Source organism: Enterobacter sp. MGH 16, assembly GCF_000493175.1.
Taxonomy (GTDB): domain Bacteria; phylum Pseudomonadota; class Gammaproteobacteria; order Enterobacterales; family Enterobacteriaceae; genus Enterobacter; species Enterobacter roggenkampii.
Genome location: NZ_KI535695.1, coordinates 2,574,060 through 2,589,978 on the forward strand (window position 1 = coordinate 2,574,060; position 15,919 = coordinate 2,589,978).

Annotated in this window: 13 protein-coding genes; 5 read left to right on the top strand and 8 right to left on the bottom strand. The window is 58.9% G+C overall.

All coding sequences use genetic code 11. The features are described from left to right. Positions 1-15: 15 nt before the first annotated feature. From L362_RS10785 to L362_RS10770, 4 genes are all read right to left on the bottom strand, one after another. The gene (locus tag L362_RS10785) at positions 16-915 is read right to left on the bottom strand and encodes a Dyp-type peroxidase (RefSeq protein ID WP_023344641.1); all 900 of its coding nucleotides are present in this window, start codon (positions 913-915) and stop codon (positions 16-18) included. Between the two features lie 92 nt (positions 916-1,007). Continuing rightward, complete coding sequence (locus tag L362_RS10780; protein WP_023344642.1) at positions 1,008-1,583, bottom strand: RpoE-regulated lipoprotein; 576 nt, start codon at positions 1,581-1,583, stop codon at positions 1,008-1,010. Between the two features lie 63 nt (positions 1,584-1,646). Further along, positions 1,647-2,096, bottom strand: coding sequence for a DUF2919 domain-containing protein (locus tag L362_RS10775; protein WP_023344643.1), 450 nt, complete (start codon positions 2,094-2,096; stop codon positions 1,647-1,649). Further along, positions 2,083-2,508 carry a GNAT family acetyltransferase gene (locus L362_RS10770; protein WP_008501614.1) on the bottom strand — a complete coding sequence of 142 codons (426 nt, stop codon included), beginning with the start codon at positions 2,506-2,508 and terminating at the stop codon, positions 2,083-2,085. Before L362_RS10770 ends, L362_RS10775 begins: the two co-directional genes overlap by 14 nt. Before the next feature lie 212 nt (positions 2,509-2,720). Here L362_RS10770 and amiA point away from each other — a divergent pair, with 212 nt between their 5' ends. Together amiA and hemF are read left to right on the top strand one after the other, a co-directional pair. Further along, positions 2,721-3,596, top strand: a complete 876-nt coding sequence (gene amiA, locus L362_RS10765) for an N-acetylmuramoyl-L-alanine amidase AmiA (RefSeq protein ID WP_008501615.1) — start codon at positions 2,721-2,723, stop codon at positions 3,594-3,596. Continuing rightward, positions 3,596-4,495 (top strand): oxygen-dependent coproporphyrinogen oxidase, encoded by a 900-nt coding sequence (hemF, locus tag L362_RS10760; RefSeq protein ID WP_023344644.1) that lies wholly within the window; start codon positions 3,596-3,598, stop codon positions 4,493-4,495. Before amiA ends, hemF begins: the two co-directional genes overlap by 1 nt. 79 nt (positions 4,496-4,574) lie before the next feature. Here the strand turns inward: hemF and maeB are convergent, their stop codons facing one another. Then, complete coding sequence (gene maeB / locus L362_RS10755; RefSeq protein WP_023344645.1) at positions 4,575-6,854, bottom strand: NADP-dependent oxaloacetate-decarboxylating malate dehydrogenase; 2,280 nt, start codon at positions 6,852-6,854, stop codon at positions 4,575-4,577. A 289-nt stretch (positions 6,855-7,143) separates the two neighbouring features. Here maeB and tal point away from each other — a divergent pair, with 289 nt between their 5' ends. Both tal and tkt read left to right on the top strand, forming a co-directional pair. After that, positions 7,144-8,094 (top strand): transaldolase, encoded by a 951-nt coding sequence (tal, locus tag L362_RS10750; RefSeq protein WP_008501618.1) that lies wholly within the window; start codon positions 7,144-7,146, stop codon positions 8,092-8,094. 19 nt (positions 8,095-8,113) lie between these two features. Then, a complete protein-coding gene (gene tkt, locus L362_RS10745) occupies positions 8,114-10,102 on the top strand; it encodes a transketolase (protein ID WP_008501619.1) in 1,989 nt (662 codons plus the stop codon). Positions 10,103-10,198: 96 nt separating this feature from the next. On the opposite strand, the gene L362_RS10740 is transcribed toward tkt, so the two are convergent. The 3 genes from L362_RS10740 to aegA form a co-directional block, all read right to left on the bottom strand. Then, a complete protein-coding gene (locus L362_RS10740; protein WP_008501620.1) occupies positions 10,199-11,242 on the bottom strand; it encodes a DUF1176 domain-containing protein in 1,044 nt (347 codons plus the stop codon). A gap of 101 nt (positions 11,243-11,343) precedes the next feature. Beyond that, positions 11,344-11,937, bottom strand: a complete 594-nt coding sequence (gene nudK, locus L362_RS10735; protein WP_008501621.1) for a GDP-mannose pyrophosphatase NudK — start codon at positions 11,935-11,937, stop codon at positions 11,344-11,346. Positions 11,938-12,003: 66 nt separating this feature from the next. After that, positions 12,004-13,983, bottom strand: a complete 1,980-nt coding sequence (gene aegA / locus L362_RS10730) for a formate-dependent uric acid utilization protein AegA (RefSeq protein WP_023344646.1) — start codon at positions 13,981-13,983, stop codon at positions 12,004-12,006. Between the two features lie 152 nt (positions 13,984-14,135). Here aegA and narQ point away from each other — a divergent pair, with 152 nt between their 5' ends. Further along, positions 14,136-15,830, top strand: coding sequence for a nitrate/nitrite two-component system sensor histidine kinase NarQ (gene narQ / locus L362_RS10725; RefSeq protein ID WP_023344647.1), 1,695 nt, complete (start codon positions 14,136-14,138; stop codon positions 15,828-15,830). The last annotated feature ends 89 nt before the right edge of the window (positions 15,831-15,919 follow it).

Sequence of the window (15,919 nt, forward strand, 5' to 3'; positions counted from 1 at the left end):
GTATGGAAAGCGGTTTTACAGCGCCAGCAGACGCTCGACGGACGGCGCGAAGTAGTAGCCGCCGGTGACCGGTTTGGTGAAGCGCAGCATGGCGTCGCGCTTGCCGTCGGTATCGCCGAACATGCTCAGCAGCTGCTGTTCAATGTTATGCAGGCGCGCGCAGTAGGCGCAGAAGTAGAGGCCGTGCGTGCCGCTTGCGGTACCGTACGGCAGGCTCTGGCGGACAATCTTCAGCCCTTTGCCGTCTTCTTTTAGGTCAACGCGGGTCAGGTGCGAGGTGACCGGACGGTCATCGCCGTCGATCTCTTCGTTAGCTTCTTTGGTGCGGCCAATCATCATCTCCTGGTCGTGCACGCTCATGCGGTTAAGCTGCTTGAGGTTATGCTCCCAGCGCTGCACGAACACGTAGCTGCCGCCCGCGTCCACGCCGTCTTTGATTACCGCGACTTCACGACGCGTCTCTTCACCCGCTGGGTTTTCCGTCCCGTCGACGAAGCCGCTCAGATCGCGCTCTTCTACCCAGCGGAAACCGTGAACCTCTTCCTGCACCTCGACGCTGTCGCCAAAGGCCGCCACCGCCGCCTGCGCAACCGAGAAGTTCACGTCGTGACGCAGAGAAAGGATATGGATCAGCACGTCGTACTGGGTCGCAGGTGCAAGGCCTTTGCCATAAGGAATGAAGTCCTTCAGCTCTTCTGCCCCTTCACCGCCGCTCAGCTGACGCCAGACGTTATTGCCAAACGCAACAACGGCGCCGAGGTGGGCTTCCGGGAATTTGGCCTGGAAGGTCGCCAGTTTATCAATAAACGCTTTGCTGGCCGCACGCAGGGCATCCACGTCCCCTTTGACATTGGCTTCAATCCAAATCGCCGCGCGGCAATGTTCTGGCAAAATGCCACTCTGAACCTGAGACATCGCTCCTCCTGAAATAAAGATGCCACGTCAGCGTGGCATTGATGGCGGCTATTATACCCGGATTTCAGCGAGGCGGTTTGTTCAGACGCAAATTACTGCTTCCAGAGTATTTTGCTCACCTTCCAGCTCTTCAGGGTGTCGTCAGACGGCATCAACCCTTCCGGGCCGCTCCAGGTGCCGGTAAAAACATAGCTGATGTGCTGGCTGCCTTCCGCCTTACACTCCACCGCCACTTCATCGTCGGATGGCACGCTGGTGCAGTTGCCAAAGGCCTGCTTATAAAGATCGCTAAACGGCGTCCCGACCTTCACGCCGCTGGCGGTCGGAATATCTTCATCCATCACCGCGATCCGGTTTACCGTGCCTTTGTCACCGTTGATCGCCAGTGCCAGCTTGTCGCCTTTCAGCGCCTCGTAATAGCGCACTATATTGCCATTCTCTGTTTTCATGCCGCTGCGCAGGCGGTAGTCACTGCTGAGCGCATCCTGAATAGCATTCTGATCCAGCGCCGTCGCGGCGGTAATTTTCCCCACGCCCTGCTCGGTCACTTCCGTTGATGAGCCAAACCAGTTCCACGGATACGCGGCAGACCAGTTAATGGAGGAGAGCGTCGAACAGCCGGTCAATGCCAGCGGAAGAGCGCATAAGAGTAAACGCAGCGATTTCATTGAAACGTCCTTACGTGTTAAATCAACGCTTGTTGGAGTGCGACATCGGCAAAAAGTGCCGGATTAATCATCCTGAGGCACAAAACAGGCGCGAAGACGTGGGTTGGTCAGCAGCCACATCAGCGCCACGATATCGGCAACCACCAGCGCAACGCCGATGCCCGTCAGCGGTTCACCGTACCACCAGAGTACCGGCTGCCAGAAGAGCAGCGCAACTTGGGCAAGGATCAGCAGCCCGCGAAGCGCGCGCCACAAGCGCGGGATTACGTGCCGCCGACCGCTGCACAAGAAAGCCACCACCGCCGGTACGCCCGGCAGCAAGCCGAGCCAGAAGGCATCGTGATCGGGATAGAAGAGCGTCAGCAGCGTGTCGCCCTGCCCGCGCGACGCGGCGGCCATTACAAACAGCACCCAGGTGCGGGCCTGAAGCAGCAGAACGCACCAGAATAAAAAGGGCAGCCTGACGCGACCCTGCGCGTCATAATCTGCCGGATGGATCTCAGTACTCTTCATCTTCGATGAGACGCTTTCCTAAATTCAGCACGTCAGCGTGTACGTAGCCCAGGCGTTCATACATGCCCAGCACCACGTCGTTATCTTCCCGCACCATGATCTGGATTTTCGGACAGCCGCGGGCGATCAGCTTCTTCTCGAGCCGGTTGAGCAGCGCATTGGCAATACCGCGACCACGGTATTCCGGATGGACGCCCAGATAATAGGCCGAGCCGCGATGGCCGTCATAACCGCCCATCACCGTCCCCACAACCTCGCCATTAACTTCCGCAACCAGAAACAGACTGACGTCGTGATTCACCTTACGTTCGATATCCATTTCCGGATCGTTCCACGGACGCAGCAGATCGCAGCGCTCCCAAAGGGTGATCACCTCTTCGAAATCTTCCTGGCGAAAAACGCGTATCTCCATGGTATTAACCGCCTTTTCGGGTTTAAAAACAGTGATTATGGCGCGAACCACGCCTTTAGCCAATAACCGGGGAAAATCTCGCCAAAATTTGGCATAATGTCACTTTGTCACGTATTGAAATGAAAAGTAAAACAATTCTCAATAAGGACTGTCGTAACGCTAAACGCGATACGATATAACACCAGGACCCCTTTTTTTAGTATTCAGGCCGCATGAGCACATTCAAACCATTAAAAGCACTCACATCGCGTCGTCAGGTTCTCAAAGCGGGGCTGGCGGCCTTAACGTTAACGGGCATCGCAAAGCAGGCTCAGGCAAAAGACGAGAGCACGCTTAAAACCAGTAACGGACACAGCAAACCGAAAACCAAAAAGCCGGGCGCAAAGCGCCTGGTGATGCTCGACCCGGGCCACGGCGGTATTGATACCGGCGCCATCGGCAAAAACGGGTCGAAAGAAAAACACGTCGTGCTGGCGATTGCAAAAAATGTGCGGGCGATTCTACGCAGCAACGGCATTGACGCGCGTCTGACGCGCTCTGGCGACACCTTTATTCCGCTGTACGATCGCGTAGAGATCGCCCACCAGCACGGGGCGGATCTGTTTATGTCGATTCACGCGGACGGCTTTACCAACCCGTCTGCCGCCGGTGCCTCGGTGTTTGCGCTGTCCAACCGCGGCGCCAGTAGCGCCATGGCAAAATACCTCTCCGACCGAGAAAACCGGGCGGATGAAGTCGCCGGGAAAAAAGCCACCGACAAAGACCACCTGCTACAGCAGGTGCTGTTCGACCTCGTGCAGACGGATACGATCAAAAACAGCCTGACGCTCGGCTCGCACATCCTGAAGAAGATTAAGCCAGTGCATCGCCTGCACAGCAGGAGCACCGAACAGGCGGCGTTTGTGGTGTTGAAATCACCATCTATCCCGTCCGTGCTGGTGGAAACCTCGTTCATTACCAACCCGGAAGAGGAGCGACTCCTCGGCACTACGGCGTTTCGTCAGAAGATCGCCAACGCCATCGCCTCCGGCATTATCAGTTACTTCAACTGGTTTGATAACCAAAAAGCGCACTCCAGGAAACGCTGATGAAACCCAATGCTCAACTGGTCAAAACCTTCCTGCTGCAGTTACAGGATGAGATTTGCCAGAAACTGGCCGCCGCTGACGGCGGAGAATTTCAGGAAGACAACTGGCAGCGCGAAGCCGGCGGCGGCGGGCGTAGCCGCGTGCTGCGTAACGGCGGCATCTTCGAACAGGCGGGCGTGAATTTTTCCCACGTTCATGGCGACGCGATGCCCGCGTCTGCGACGGCACACCGTCCTGAACTTGCGGGCCGCAGCTTCGAAGCGATGGGCGTTTCGCTGGTGGTGCATCCGCACAATCCGTTTGTGCCGACCAGCCACGCCAACGTGCGCTTTTTCATTGCGGAAAAAGCGGGGGCCGATCCGGTCTGGTGGTTTGGCGGCGGTTTCGACATGACGCCCTACTACGGCTTCGAAGAGGATGCCGTGCACTGGCACACCACCGCGCGGGATCTTTGCCTGCCGTTTGGCGAAGACATTTACCCGAAATTTAAAAAGTGGTGTGATGACTACTTTTACCTGAAGCACCGCGACGAGCAGCGCGGCATCGGCGGGCTGTTCTTTGACGATCTCAACACGCCTGATTTTGATACCGCATTCAGCTTTATGCGCGCGGTGGGCGAAGGCTATACCGACGCGTACCTGCCCATCGTCGAACGCCGTAAAGACACCAGCTATGGCGTGCGCGAGCGCGAGTTCCAGCTCTACCGTCGCGGGCGCTACGTGGAGTTCAACCTGGTATGGGATCGCGGGACGCTGTTTGGCCTGCAGACCGGCGGGCGCACGGAGTCGATTCTGATGTCGATGCCGCCGCTGGTGCGCTGGGAGTACTGCTACGAGCCAAAAGAAGGCAGCCCGGAGGCTGCCTTGAGTGAGTTCCTTAAAGTACGCGACTGGGTTTAACTGCCCGATGGCGCTGCGCTTATCCGGCCTGCTCAACCCGTAGGTCGGGTAATCGAACGCGCCACCCGACTCACAATGCTTACAGCGGCTGCGTCTGCGCCTCAACCACCGCCAGCGCCACCATATTCACGATACGGCGCACGGAGGCAATCGGCGTTAACACATGCACCGGCTTCGCCACCCCCATCAGCACCGGTCCTACGGTCACCCCTTCAGAGCTGGAGACGCGCAGCAGGTTATAGCTGATACGCGCCGCCTCCACGTTCGGCATAATCAGGATGTTTGCCGATCCCTTCAGCGGGCTGTCAGGCATACGTTCGTTACGGATGCTCTCCACCAGCGCCGCATCGCCGTGCATTTCCCCGTCAATCATCAGCTCCGGCGCACGCTCGCGCACCAGCGCCAGCGTCTGACGCATTTTGCAGGCCGCCGCGGATTTAGACGAACCAAAGTTCGAGTGCGACAGCAGCGCCACCTTCGGCTCGATACCAAAGCGGCGCACGGTCTCGGCGGCCATCACGGTGATCTCCGCCAGCTCGTCCGGGGTCGGATCGTCGTTAACGTAGGTGTCAGCGATAAAGGTGTTCCCGCTCGGCAGCAGCAGCGCGTTCATCGCCCCGGCGGTATGGACGCCGTCGCGATAGCCGAAGATCTCCTGCACCACGCTAAAGTGCTCGTGGTAATCGCCAATGGTGCCGCAAATCAGCGCATCCGCCTCGCCGCGATGCACCATGATCGCGCCGATCACCGTGGTGTTGCTGATGACGGCTTTCTGCGCCTGCTCCTGGGTGATCCCACGGCGCTTCATGATCGCGTAGTATTCGCTCCAGTACTCTTTGAAGCGCGGATCGGATTCGTTGTTGACGATCTCGAAGTCGACGCCCGGCTTAATCTGCAGGCCCAGTTTCTGGATACGCATTTCAATCACGCTCGGACGACCAATCAGGATCGGTTTCGCCAGGCCTAAGGTGATCAGCTCCTGGGTGGCGTGCAGCACGCGCGCCTCTTCCCCTTCCGCCAGCACCACGCGCTTCGCGTCGGCGCGCGCCTGAGAGAAGATCGGCTTCATGAACAGGTTGGTTTTATAGACAAACTCGGTGAGCTTATCGACGTAAGCGTCGAAGTCTTCAATCGGACGCGTCGCCACGCCGGAATCCATCGCCGCTTTTGCCACCGCAGGGGCAATTTTGACAATCAGACGCGGGTCGAACGGTTTTGGAATGATGTAGTCCGGGCCAAAGCTCAGATCCTGATCGCCATAGGCTGAGGCAACCACTTCACTCTGCTCGGCGTGGGCCAGCTCCGCAATGGCGTGCACCGCGGCCAGCTTCATCTCTTCGTTGATCGCCGTCGCGCCGACGTCCAGCGCGCCGCGGAAGATGAACGGGAAGCAGAGCACGTTGTTCACCTGGTTCGGGTAGTCGGAACGCCCGGTGCAGATAATGGCGTCTTCACGCACCGCTTTCGCCAGCGGCGGCAGAATTTCCGGCTCAGGGTTCGCCAGGGCCAGGATCATCGGCGCGCGCGCCATCTTCTTCACCATCTCCTGGGTCAGCACTTTCGGACCCGAGCAGCCGAGGAAGATATCCGCGCCGTCAATCACGTCCTCAAGCGTGCGCTTGCCGTCGTCTTCTACCGCATACGCCGCTTTGGTTTCCGCCATGTTCGGCTCACGATCTTTGTAAATCACCCCTTTTGAGTCGCAGACCACAATGTTGTGTTTCTGCATACCCAGCGCCACCAGCAGGTTCATACAGGCGATGGCCGCGGCGCCAGCGCCGGAGACCACCATGCGCACGTCGGAGAGATTTTTCTCTACCACGCGCAGGCCGTTGAGAATGGCGGCGGTGCTGATAATGGCCGTTCCGTGCTGGTCGTCATGGAACACGGGAATGTTCATACGCTCGCGCAGCTTCTGCTCGATATAGAAACATTCCGGCGCTTTGATGTCTTCCAGGTTGATCCCGCCGAAGGTCGGCTCCAGCGCGGCCACCACGTTGATGAATTTGTCAGGATCGAGCTCGTCCACCTCGATATCAAACACGTCGATACCGGCGAATTTCTTGAACAGCACCCCCTTGCCTTCCATCACCGGCTTACCGGCCAGCGCGCCGATGTTACCGAGACCCAGTACCGCCGTGCCGTTAGAGATCACGGCAACAAGGTTGCCGCGCGCGGTATATTTGTAGGCCGCCAGCGGATCTTTTTCGATTTCCAGACACGGGGCCGCTACGCCCGGCGAATAGGCCAGCGCCAGATCGCGCTGTGTCGCCAGCGGCTTGGTTGGGGAGACCTGAATTTTGCCCGGGACAGGGAACTCGTGAAAATCGAGGGCACTCTGTTTCAACTGCTCATCCATCTTATTTTTCCTTTCACGTATCGGTCAAAAGGGTGACGAAAACGATCCGGTTGCACACCCTGGTGTGCCGCCTAGTATCGCCTCAGGCCGCCTCCTAAACTTTGAAGGCTGCCAAACTCTCACCATCACACATTAAAAATTGTTATCAATTTATAACAGCCATGTTACCCGTCTCAAAAGCAATGCCTCCCCCGTCTGCTATGCTTTTTTGTTAAGTCCATCATGATTTTCTCAGAAGTGTGAACTAACGCACTCAGCTAACGCTTTTATTTCCAAGGAGTAATCATTTATGAACCAGCTAGACGGCATCAAACAATTCACCACGGTGGTGGCAGACAGCGGCGATATCGAGTCGATTCGCCACTATCAGCCGGAGGATGCGACCACCAATCCTTCGCTACTGCTCAAGGCAGCCGGGCTTACCCATTTTAGTCATCTGATTGATGACGCCATTGCCTACGGAAAACAGCGCGGGAAAACGCAGGAGCAGCAGGTCGCCGAAGCCAGCGACAAGCTGGCAGTTAATTTTGGTGCGGAAATTCTTAAAAGCATTCCGGGGCGCGTCTCGACCGAAGTTGACGCCCGCCTCTCGTTCGATAAAGAAAAGAGCATCAACAAGGCTCGCCGCCTGGTGGAACTCTACCAGGAGCAGGGGATCGATAAATCACGCATTCTGATCAAGCTGGCGTCGACCTGGGAAGGCATCCGCGCGGCAGAGGTGCTGGAAAAAGAGGGAATTCACTGCAACCTGACGCTGCTGTTCTCCTTTGCCCAGGCGCGCGCCTGTGCCGAAGCGGGCGTGTTCCTGGTGTCACCGTTTGTTGGCCGCATCTACGACTGGTACCAGGCGAAACAGCCGATGGATCCGTACGTGGTGGATGAGGACCCGGGCGTGAAATCGGTTCGCAATATCTACGACTACTACAAGCAGCATCGCTACGAAACCATCGTGATGGGGGCCAGCTTCCGCCGTACCGAGCAGATCCTCGCCCTGGCGGGCTGCGACCGCCTGACCATCTCCCCTAACCTGCTCCAGGAGCTACAGGATAAAGAAGAGACGGTCATCCGCAAGCTGATCCCAACCTCTACCGTTCTGCCAAAACCGAAAGCCATGACCGAAGCCGAATTCCGCTGGGAGCACAATCAGGACGCCATGGCCGTGGAAAAACTGGCGGAAGGTATCCGCCTGTTCGCTGTCGACCAGCGCAAACTTGAAGATCTTCTCGCTGCCAAACTTTAACCTTGCCACGGAGTGAACTATGTCCCGTAAAGAGCTCGCCAATGCCATCCGCGCCCTCAGCATGGATGCCGTGCAGAAAGCCAATTCCGGCCACCCCGGCGCACCGATGGGCATGGCCGATATTGCCGAAGTGCTGTGGAACGACTTCCTGAAGCACAACCCCAACGATCCCACCTGGTACGATCGTGACCGCTTTATTCTCTCCAACGGTCACGCCTCGATGCTGCTCTACAGCCTGCTGCACCTGTCCGGTTACGATCTGCCGCTTGAGGAGCTGAAAAACTTCCGCCAGCTGCACTCCAAAACCCCGGGGCACCCGGAGATCGGCTATACGCCGGGCGTGGAAACCACCACCGGGCCGCTCGGTCAGGGGCTGGCAAATGCGGTCGGGCTGGCGATTGCCGAGCGTACGCTGGCGGCACAGTTCAACCAGCCGGACCACGAGATTGTCGATCACTACACCTACGTGTTTATGGGTGACGGCTGCCTGATGGAGGGGATTTCCCATGAGGTCTGCTCCCTGGCGGGCACCCTGGGGCTCGGCAAGCTGATTGGCTTCTACGATCACAACGGCATCTCCATCGACGGGGAAACCGAGGGCTGGTTCACCGACGACACGGCAAAACGCTTCGAGGCCTACCACTGGCACGTGGTGCACGAGATCGACGGCCACGATCCTGAGGCGGTGAAAAAAGCGATTCAGGAAGCGCAGAGCGTGAAGGACAAACCGTCCCTGATTATCTGCCGCACGGTTATCGGCTTCGGCTCGCCGAACAAGGCGGGCAAAGAAGAGGCGCACGGCGCGGCGCTGGGTGACGAAGAAGTGGCGCTGACCCGGCAGAAGCTGGGCTGGAAATACCCGCCATTTGAAATCCCGAAAGAGATCTACCGGGCGTGGGATGCCCGTGAAGACGGTGAGAAAGCCCAGCAGGCCTGGAACGAGAAATTCGCCGCCTACAAAAAAGCGTACCCGGAGCTGGCCGCCGAGTTTTCCCGGCGCATGAGCGGCGGTCTGCCGGAGGACTGGGACGATAAAACCCAGGCGCTGATTGAAAACCTGCAGTCCAACCCGGCAAAAATCGCCACCCGTAAGGCGTCGCAAAACACCCTGAATGCGATTGGCCCTCTCCTTCCTGAGCTGCTGGGCGGCTCGGCGGACCTGGCACCGAGTAACCTGACCATCTGGTCGGGCTCGAAATCGCTGAAGGAGGATATTGCCGGGAACTATATCCACTACGGCGTGCGCGAGTTCGGGATGACCGCGATCGCCAACGGCATCGCCCACCACGGCGGCTTCGTGCCCTACACCGCCACCTTCCTGATGTTCGTCGAGTACGCCCGTAACGCGGCGCGCATGGCAGCGCTGATGAAGGCGCGGCAGATTATGGTCTATACCCACGACTCCATCGGTCTGGGAGAAGACGGTCCCACCCACCAGGCGGTGGAACAGCTGGCGAGCCTGCGTTTAACGCCCAACTTCAGCACCTGGCGCCCGTGCGATCAGGTCGAAGCGGCGGTGGGCTGGAAGCTGGCGGTAGAACGCCATAACGGCCCGACGGCGCTGATCCTGTCACGCCAGAACCTGACGCAGATTGAGCGCACGCCGGAGCAGGTGAAAAACATTGCCCGCGGGGGCTATATCCTGAAAGACAGCGGCGGCAAGCCGGACGTGATCCTGATTGCGACCGGTTCAGAGGTGGAAATCACGGTGAAAGCGGCGGAAAAACTGACCGCCGAAGGCCACGCGGTGCGCGTGGTGTCCTTGCCCTCAACGGATATCTTTGACGCCCAGGACGAGGCGTACCGGGAATCGGTGCTGCCCTCTAACGTCGCGGCGCGCGTGGCGGTGGAGGCCGGTATTGCCGACTACTGGTACAAGTATGTCGGGCTCAAAGGAGCGATTGTGGGGATGCGGGGCTACGGTGAGTCCGCCCCTGCCGACAAGCTGTTCCCGTACTTTGGCTTTACCGTTGAGAACGTGGTAGAGAAGGCGCTGAGCGTGATTTAGTGCGGTCTGCGTTGCCGGGTGGCGGCTACGCCTTACCCGGCCTACAAAACCACCAAACCGTAGGCCGGGTAAGCGACAGCGCCACCCGGCAAAAAGCTACCGCGTGATCCACAGCGTGGGCCAGGCGTCTGGCCCATTCCAGTTATCACAGCTGGGTTCCTCGGCATAGCGCACCAGGCGGAAACGCTGGCCGTCAAACCGCCAGCGCGTCTGGATCCCACAATCCCCCATACCGCGCCCCAGCGAGAGCGTGGTCAGCTCACGCGTCTTTTCATCAAAGCTGGCGTTCATCAACTCGATTTCGCTGCTGTCGCTTGACGGCGTAAACGGCAGACGCAGCCTCACGCTGCGGGCAGAGAACGGTTTTTTACGTGACACCAGCCACGCCAGATCGACCGTGTTATAGGCCCCCGCCTCGCAGCTGACGATCAGCAGCGCTTTGTCATCGGTTAACGCGGTGACGCGCACTTCGCGACGGTTAGGATCCAGCGAGCACTGGCTGCTGTTCATCCTGCCGGTACCATAATCCAGCAGATCGTTCAGTTCAGCGTGGGAAAGCGGTGTTGGGGTAGGATTAACGATCGCCACCTTTTTCAGGGCAGGTGCGGGCGGCACGCTTAACGGCGGATCGTCACCTTTCTTGATCCACGCGGTTTCGCTGCCAACGCGCTTTTGCTGGGCATCAATGAACAGCAGCGCGGCTTTCAGACCGGCCAGTGAAATCACCTGCTTACCGCCTCGCAGAGTCAGGGCTTTTCCTTCCTGGATGTTTTTCAGAAAGGCGGTGATGGTGGCCGCATCGTCCGTTTTCAGATGCCAGGGGGTGAGCTGCCAGCGCTGTTTGTCGAGCTTCAGGGGAACATTATCCAGCAGCAGCCGCGGGGCAATATCCGGCTCTTTCACGGAGGGAGTATCAAGACCGCCGAGATCGATACGCAGCGTGGCATCCGTTTTCGCCCCGGCGCTCCGGGTGAGCGTCATGACCAGACCGCGGTGTTCGCCCGTGTTGCGGGCAAGGCAAAAGTTCTGGTTATTGCAGGTCACCTGCCAGTCAGAGAAGGCTTGCTGCGCGGGTGCAGCCCGCACCTGCGGCGCGAGGAGCACACAAAACAGGGAAAATAAAAAGACGCTGTAGCGCATGAATGACACAATCCCGGAACGAAAACGCATAACAGGGCAGTATCTTCGTGTTCCCGCCGGGGTTGCTCAATCGGATTTATCAGATATACCTGAAAAACAGGCTATATCCGTTCGAAAGGGGTGTTCATCAGCCCGGTTGTCTGTAAATACTGCAGCAATATCACCGCTTTACCATCCCTGATTTCGCCTGAACGCACCATCTCCAGCGCTTGGGCAAAAGGAAGCTCCAGCACGTCGATATCTTCATCCTCTACGCCACCGCCCCGGTGCGTGCGCTGTGCGTCGCTGTATTCAGCAATGAAGAAATGGACAATTTCCGTCACGCCGCCCGGGGACATGTACAGCTCGAAGACCTTTTTGACCTCGCCCACTTCAAAGCCGGTCTCTTCGACGGCCTCTTTGCGGATACAGACTTCCGGCTCATCGTCATCGAGCAGGCCCGCGCAGGTTTCAATCAGACGTCCGTCAGGATTGCCATTGACCCATGTTGCCACCCTGAACTGACGGATCAGCACCACGCTCTGCTTTTCACGGTTATAGAGCAGGATGGTTGCTCCGTTACCACGGTCATAGACCTCGCGCTTGTGGCGGATCACTTCACCGTTGTTACGTGTAAGATCATAGGTGATGTTACGCAGGACAAAGTAGTTTTCAGAGAGAATTTTGTCTTTGATAACGTCAATTTTCAGGGTCATACGGGCTCCACGGCACAATGAGTCGTCCTATACTACGCCGTGAATCCCGCTTTGTCGTCCGCCGGATTAATGATGTTGTGGTACATCAACTCCCAGCCAGTCGAGTATCCCCTGCGCGGCATGACGCCCTTCCGCCATCGCGGTGACGACCAGATCCGCGCCGCGTACCGCATCGCCCCCGGCGAAGATCTGCGGGTTGGTCGTCTGGTAACGATAGCGGCTCTTGACCGAGGCCACGATCCGCCCCCAGTCATCCGTTTCGACACCCTGCGCCTGCAGCCACGGCATCGCGTGCGGATTAAAGCCAAACGCCATGATGACTGCATCCGCGGCCATCACAAACTCGCTGCCCGCCACCGGAACGGGCCGACGACGCCCCTGCGCATCCGGCTCACCGAGCGCGGTACGCAGCATCCGGATACCGTTGACCTTACCGTTCGGATCCAGCGTCAGCTCAACCGGCTGGACGTTAAACTCAAATGACGCCCCCTCTTCTCTGGCGTTCTGCACCTCTTTCTTCGAGCCCGGCATGTTGGCCTCATCCCGACGATAGGCGCAGGTGACCGTCGCTGCACCGTGACGTAACGCCGTGCGGACGCAGTCCATCGCGGTATCGCCTCCGCCCAGCACCACCACGTTCAGGCCACGGGTGTCGATGAACGGCTCGCTGGCCGTCGCCTCCAGCCCCATAACATGCCGCGTGTTGCCCACCAGGAAAGGCAGCGCGTCGTAGACCCCTGGCGCATCCTCGTTCGGGATACCCGCTTTCATCGAACGATAGGTACCCACGCCAATAAACAGGGCATCGTTATCGCTCTTGAGCTGCGACATCGACACGTCCTGGCCCACCTCGCAGTTCAGCTCGAAGCGGATCCCCATCGCGGTAAAGATCTCTCTGCGCCGCGCGAGCAGCGATTTATCGAGCTTAAATGCTGGGATGCCAAAGGTCAGCAAACCGCCGATCTCCGGATGCCGGTCATAGACCGTCACGCTCACGCCGCGGCGCGCCAGCACGTCGGCGCACGCCAGCCCGGCGGGCCCCGCGCCGACAATCGCGACACGTTTACCTGACGGCGTGACGGCGGACATATCCGGCCGCCAGCCCATCGCCAGCGCCCGATCGGAGATGTAGCGCTCGATGTTGCCGATCGTCACGGCCCCCGCTGCGTCACGAAGCGTGCAGGCTCCCTCGCATAGCCGGTCCTGCGGGCAGACGCGACCGGTAATTTCAGGTAAACAGTTGGTCTGATGAGAAAGCTCGGCCGCGCCGGTGATATCCCCCGCGTTGAGGCGCTCAATCCACTGCGGGATGTGGTTGTGCAGCGGGCAGGTCCATTCGCAAATGCTGTGCTCTCCGCACTTCAGGCAGCGCGACACCTCGCGGGCGGCCTGTTCGGCCCGGAACGGCAGGTAAATTTCGTTAAAATGGCCCACGCGCTCTGCGCCAGCCAGCTTGTCGGGCTCGCCGCGGGGCGGGGTCGTTTGCATCTGCTGCAGTTTGGTACGCGGCGCGTCCACGCTGACGGCCTCGGCACCCTGCCAGGGCTGCGCCTCCAGGCAGGCCGTGCGCTGTCGGCGCGATTTCGCCAGGTTTTCCAGCGCGGCGGGCGTCGCCAGGGAGAGGACATCCGCCGGGCAATTTTCGATACAGGCCGGGCCGTGTGGACGCGTCAGACAGAGATCGCATTTATTCGCCGAGGCCTTCACGCTGCCATTGTCGAGCGGAGTGACGATAATCTCCATCGTGCCAAACGGGCAGGCCACTACGCAGGCCTTACAGCCGATGCATTTTTGTTGATTCACCTGTACGCTGTCATCGCATTTGCTGATGGCGCCGTTCGGGCAGCTTTGCGCACAGGGTGCATTTTCGCAATGATGACAGGTCACGGGGTGGCTCTTCTCGCCGGATCTCAGGACCGTGATACGGGGATGAAAATGGCGCTCGCTCAGGGCATGCTGCTCACCGTTGTGCGCCATCACGCAGGCGACTTCGCAGGCGCGACACCCAATGCACTGCTGGCTGTTAGCCATAATAAAACGATTCATAACCACACCTGTTTTTGGTTCAATAACCTTTCTCTTTATAAGAGTATGGTATTTACGCATCACGGTGCGTTCGGGCAATGTTCAAATGCCTGAAGCGCCCAATTATTTCCAGTGAACCTGTGGCAGATCAATTTTATTCAGAGAGCCGTTCTGTGACCGTTAAACGACCCGTTTCCGGAAGCCTTGCCTGGGCTTTCTTTTCGATCATTGCCCTATCCGTACTCAGCAGCACCGTCGCGTTGCTGACGCTGGCCAGCAGCCAGCGCGATGCCGAAGCCATCAACATCGCTGGCTCACTGCGCATGCAGAGCTATCGTCTGGGCTACGAGATGCAGCGCAACAGCCCTTCCCTTGCGGCACATCGCGAGAGCTGGCAACAGACGCTCGGCGCGCCTGCCCTGCAGAAGCTGGATCGCTGGTACGTCCCGGACAATGTGAAAGCACGCTATCAGCAACTGCATGTGGCCTGGCAGGAGATGAATGCGCACATCGCCCGCGGCGACAGCGCGTGGTACCAACGCAATATTGAGGATTTTGTGGGCCGCATTGATGCCTTTGTGCTCGCCCTCCAGCACTACACCGAACATAAAATTCAAACGGTCACCCTGCTCTCGCTGGCTGGCGCACTCGGGATCCTGCTGCTGACGCTGTTTACCCTGCGACGCATCCGTCGTCAGGTGGTGCTTCCGCTGAATAACCTGGTGGCGGCCAGCGAACGCATTGAGCGCGGCGAGTTTGCCACTCCTGCGCCGGATAGCGCCCTGCCGAACGAGCTGGGCCAGCTTTCGCGCGCCTTTAACCACATGTCAGCCGAGCTTGATACACTCTACCGTTCGCTCGAAGCCTCGGTTGCGGAAAAGACGCGGCACCTGCACGAAGCCCACCAGCAGCTCGACATGCTGTTCAAGTGCTCGCAGGCGCTCAATACCGGCCAGATAGACAGCCACTGTTTCCGGCATATCCTGCAGATTGTACATGACTATACGCAGATGAATTATCTGGAACTGCGCACCAGCGACGACTGGCGGCTGTGTGAAGGGACGGAGGCTGAGGGTATCCCTCTGCAAAACCTGCCGGTACTGATGCAGGACACGCTCTATGGCGAGCTGCGCTGGCAAAGCGAGGCGGACAGCGTCCCCCTTCCGCTGATGAGAAGCGTGGCGACCATGCTCGGGCGCGGGCTGTACTTTAACCAGGCGCAAAAGCATTACCAGCAGCTGCTGCTGATGGAAGAGCGCGCCACCATTGCCCGCGAGCTGCACGATTCGCTGGCGCAGGTGCTGTCGTATCTGCGCATTCAGCTTGCGCTGCTCAAACGCGCCGTGCCGGAAGAAAATACCCAAGCGCAGGCCATTATCACCGACTTCTCCCGCGAGCTGAACAACGCCTGGCAGCAGCTTCGCGAGCTGCTGACTACCTTCCGCCTGACGTTGAACCACGCGAATTTACCCGCGGCGCTGCAGGAGTCACTCGATGCCCTGCAGAGCCAGACGCAGGCGAAACTGCATCTCGACTGCCGCCTCTCCTCGCTGGCGCTCGACGCGCAAAAGCAGGTGCACCTGTTACAGATCGTGCGTGAGGCGGTGTTGAACGCCATTAAGCACGCGCAGGCCAGCGAGATCACCGTGAGCTGCGTGACCGCAGCGGACGGTACGCACAGCGTCAGCATTCGCGACAACGGCATCGGGATTGGCGAGGCCAGCGAGCCGCCGGGACACTACGGTCTGAACATTATGCGCGAACGCGCGCAGCGGCTTGGAGGAGTGCTGCACTTTTCACAGCCGCAAAACGGCGGCACGCTGGTCAGCGTGACGTTTCCGGCGCCCACGCCGTTAACGGGTAAATAACGGTAAAGAGGGAAGCGCAGGGAAAAGCGCATGATAATTTACACTATCTCCTTTATTTCTCCACGTTTGACCTGGGCCTTACCGCTAAA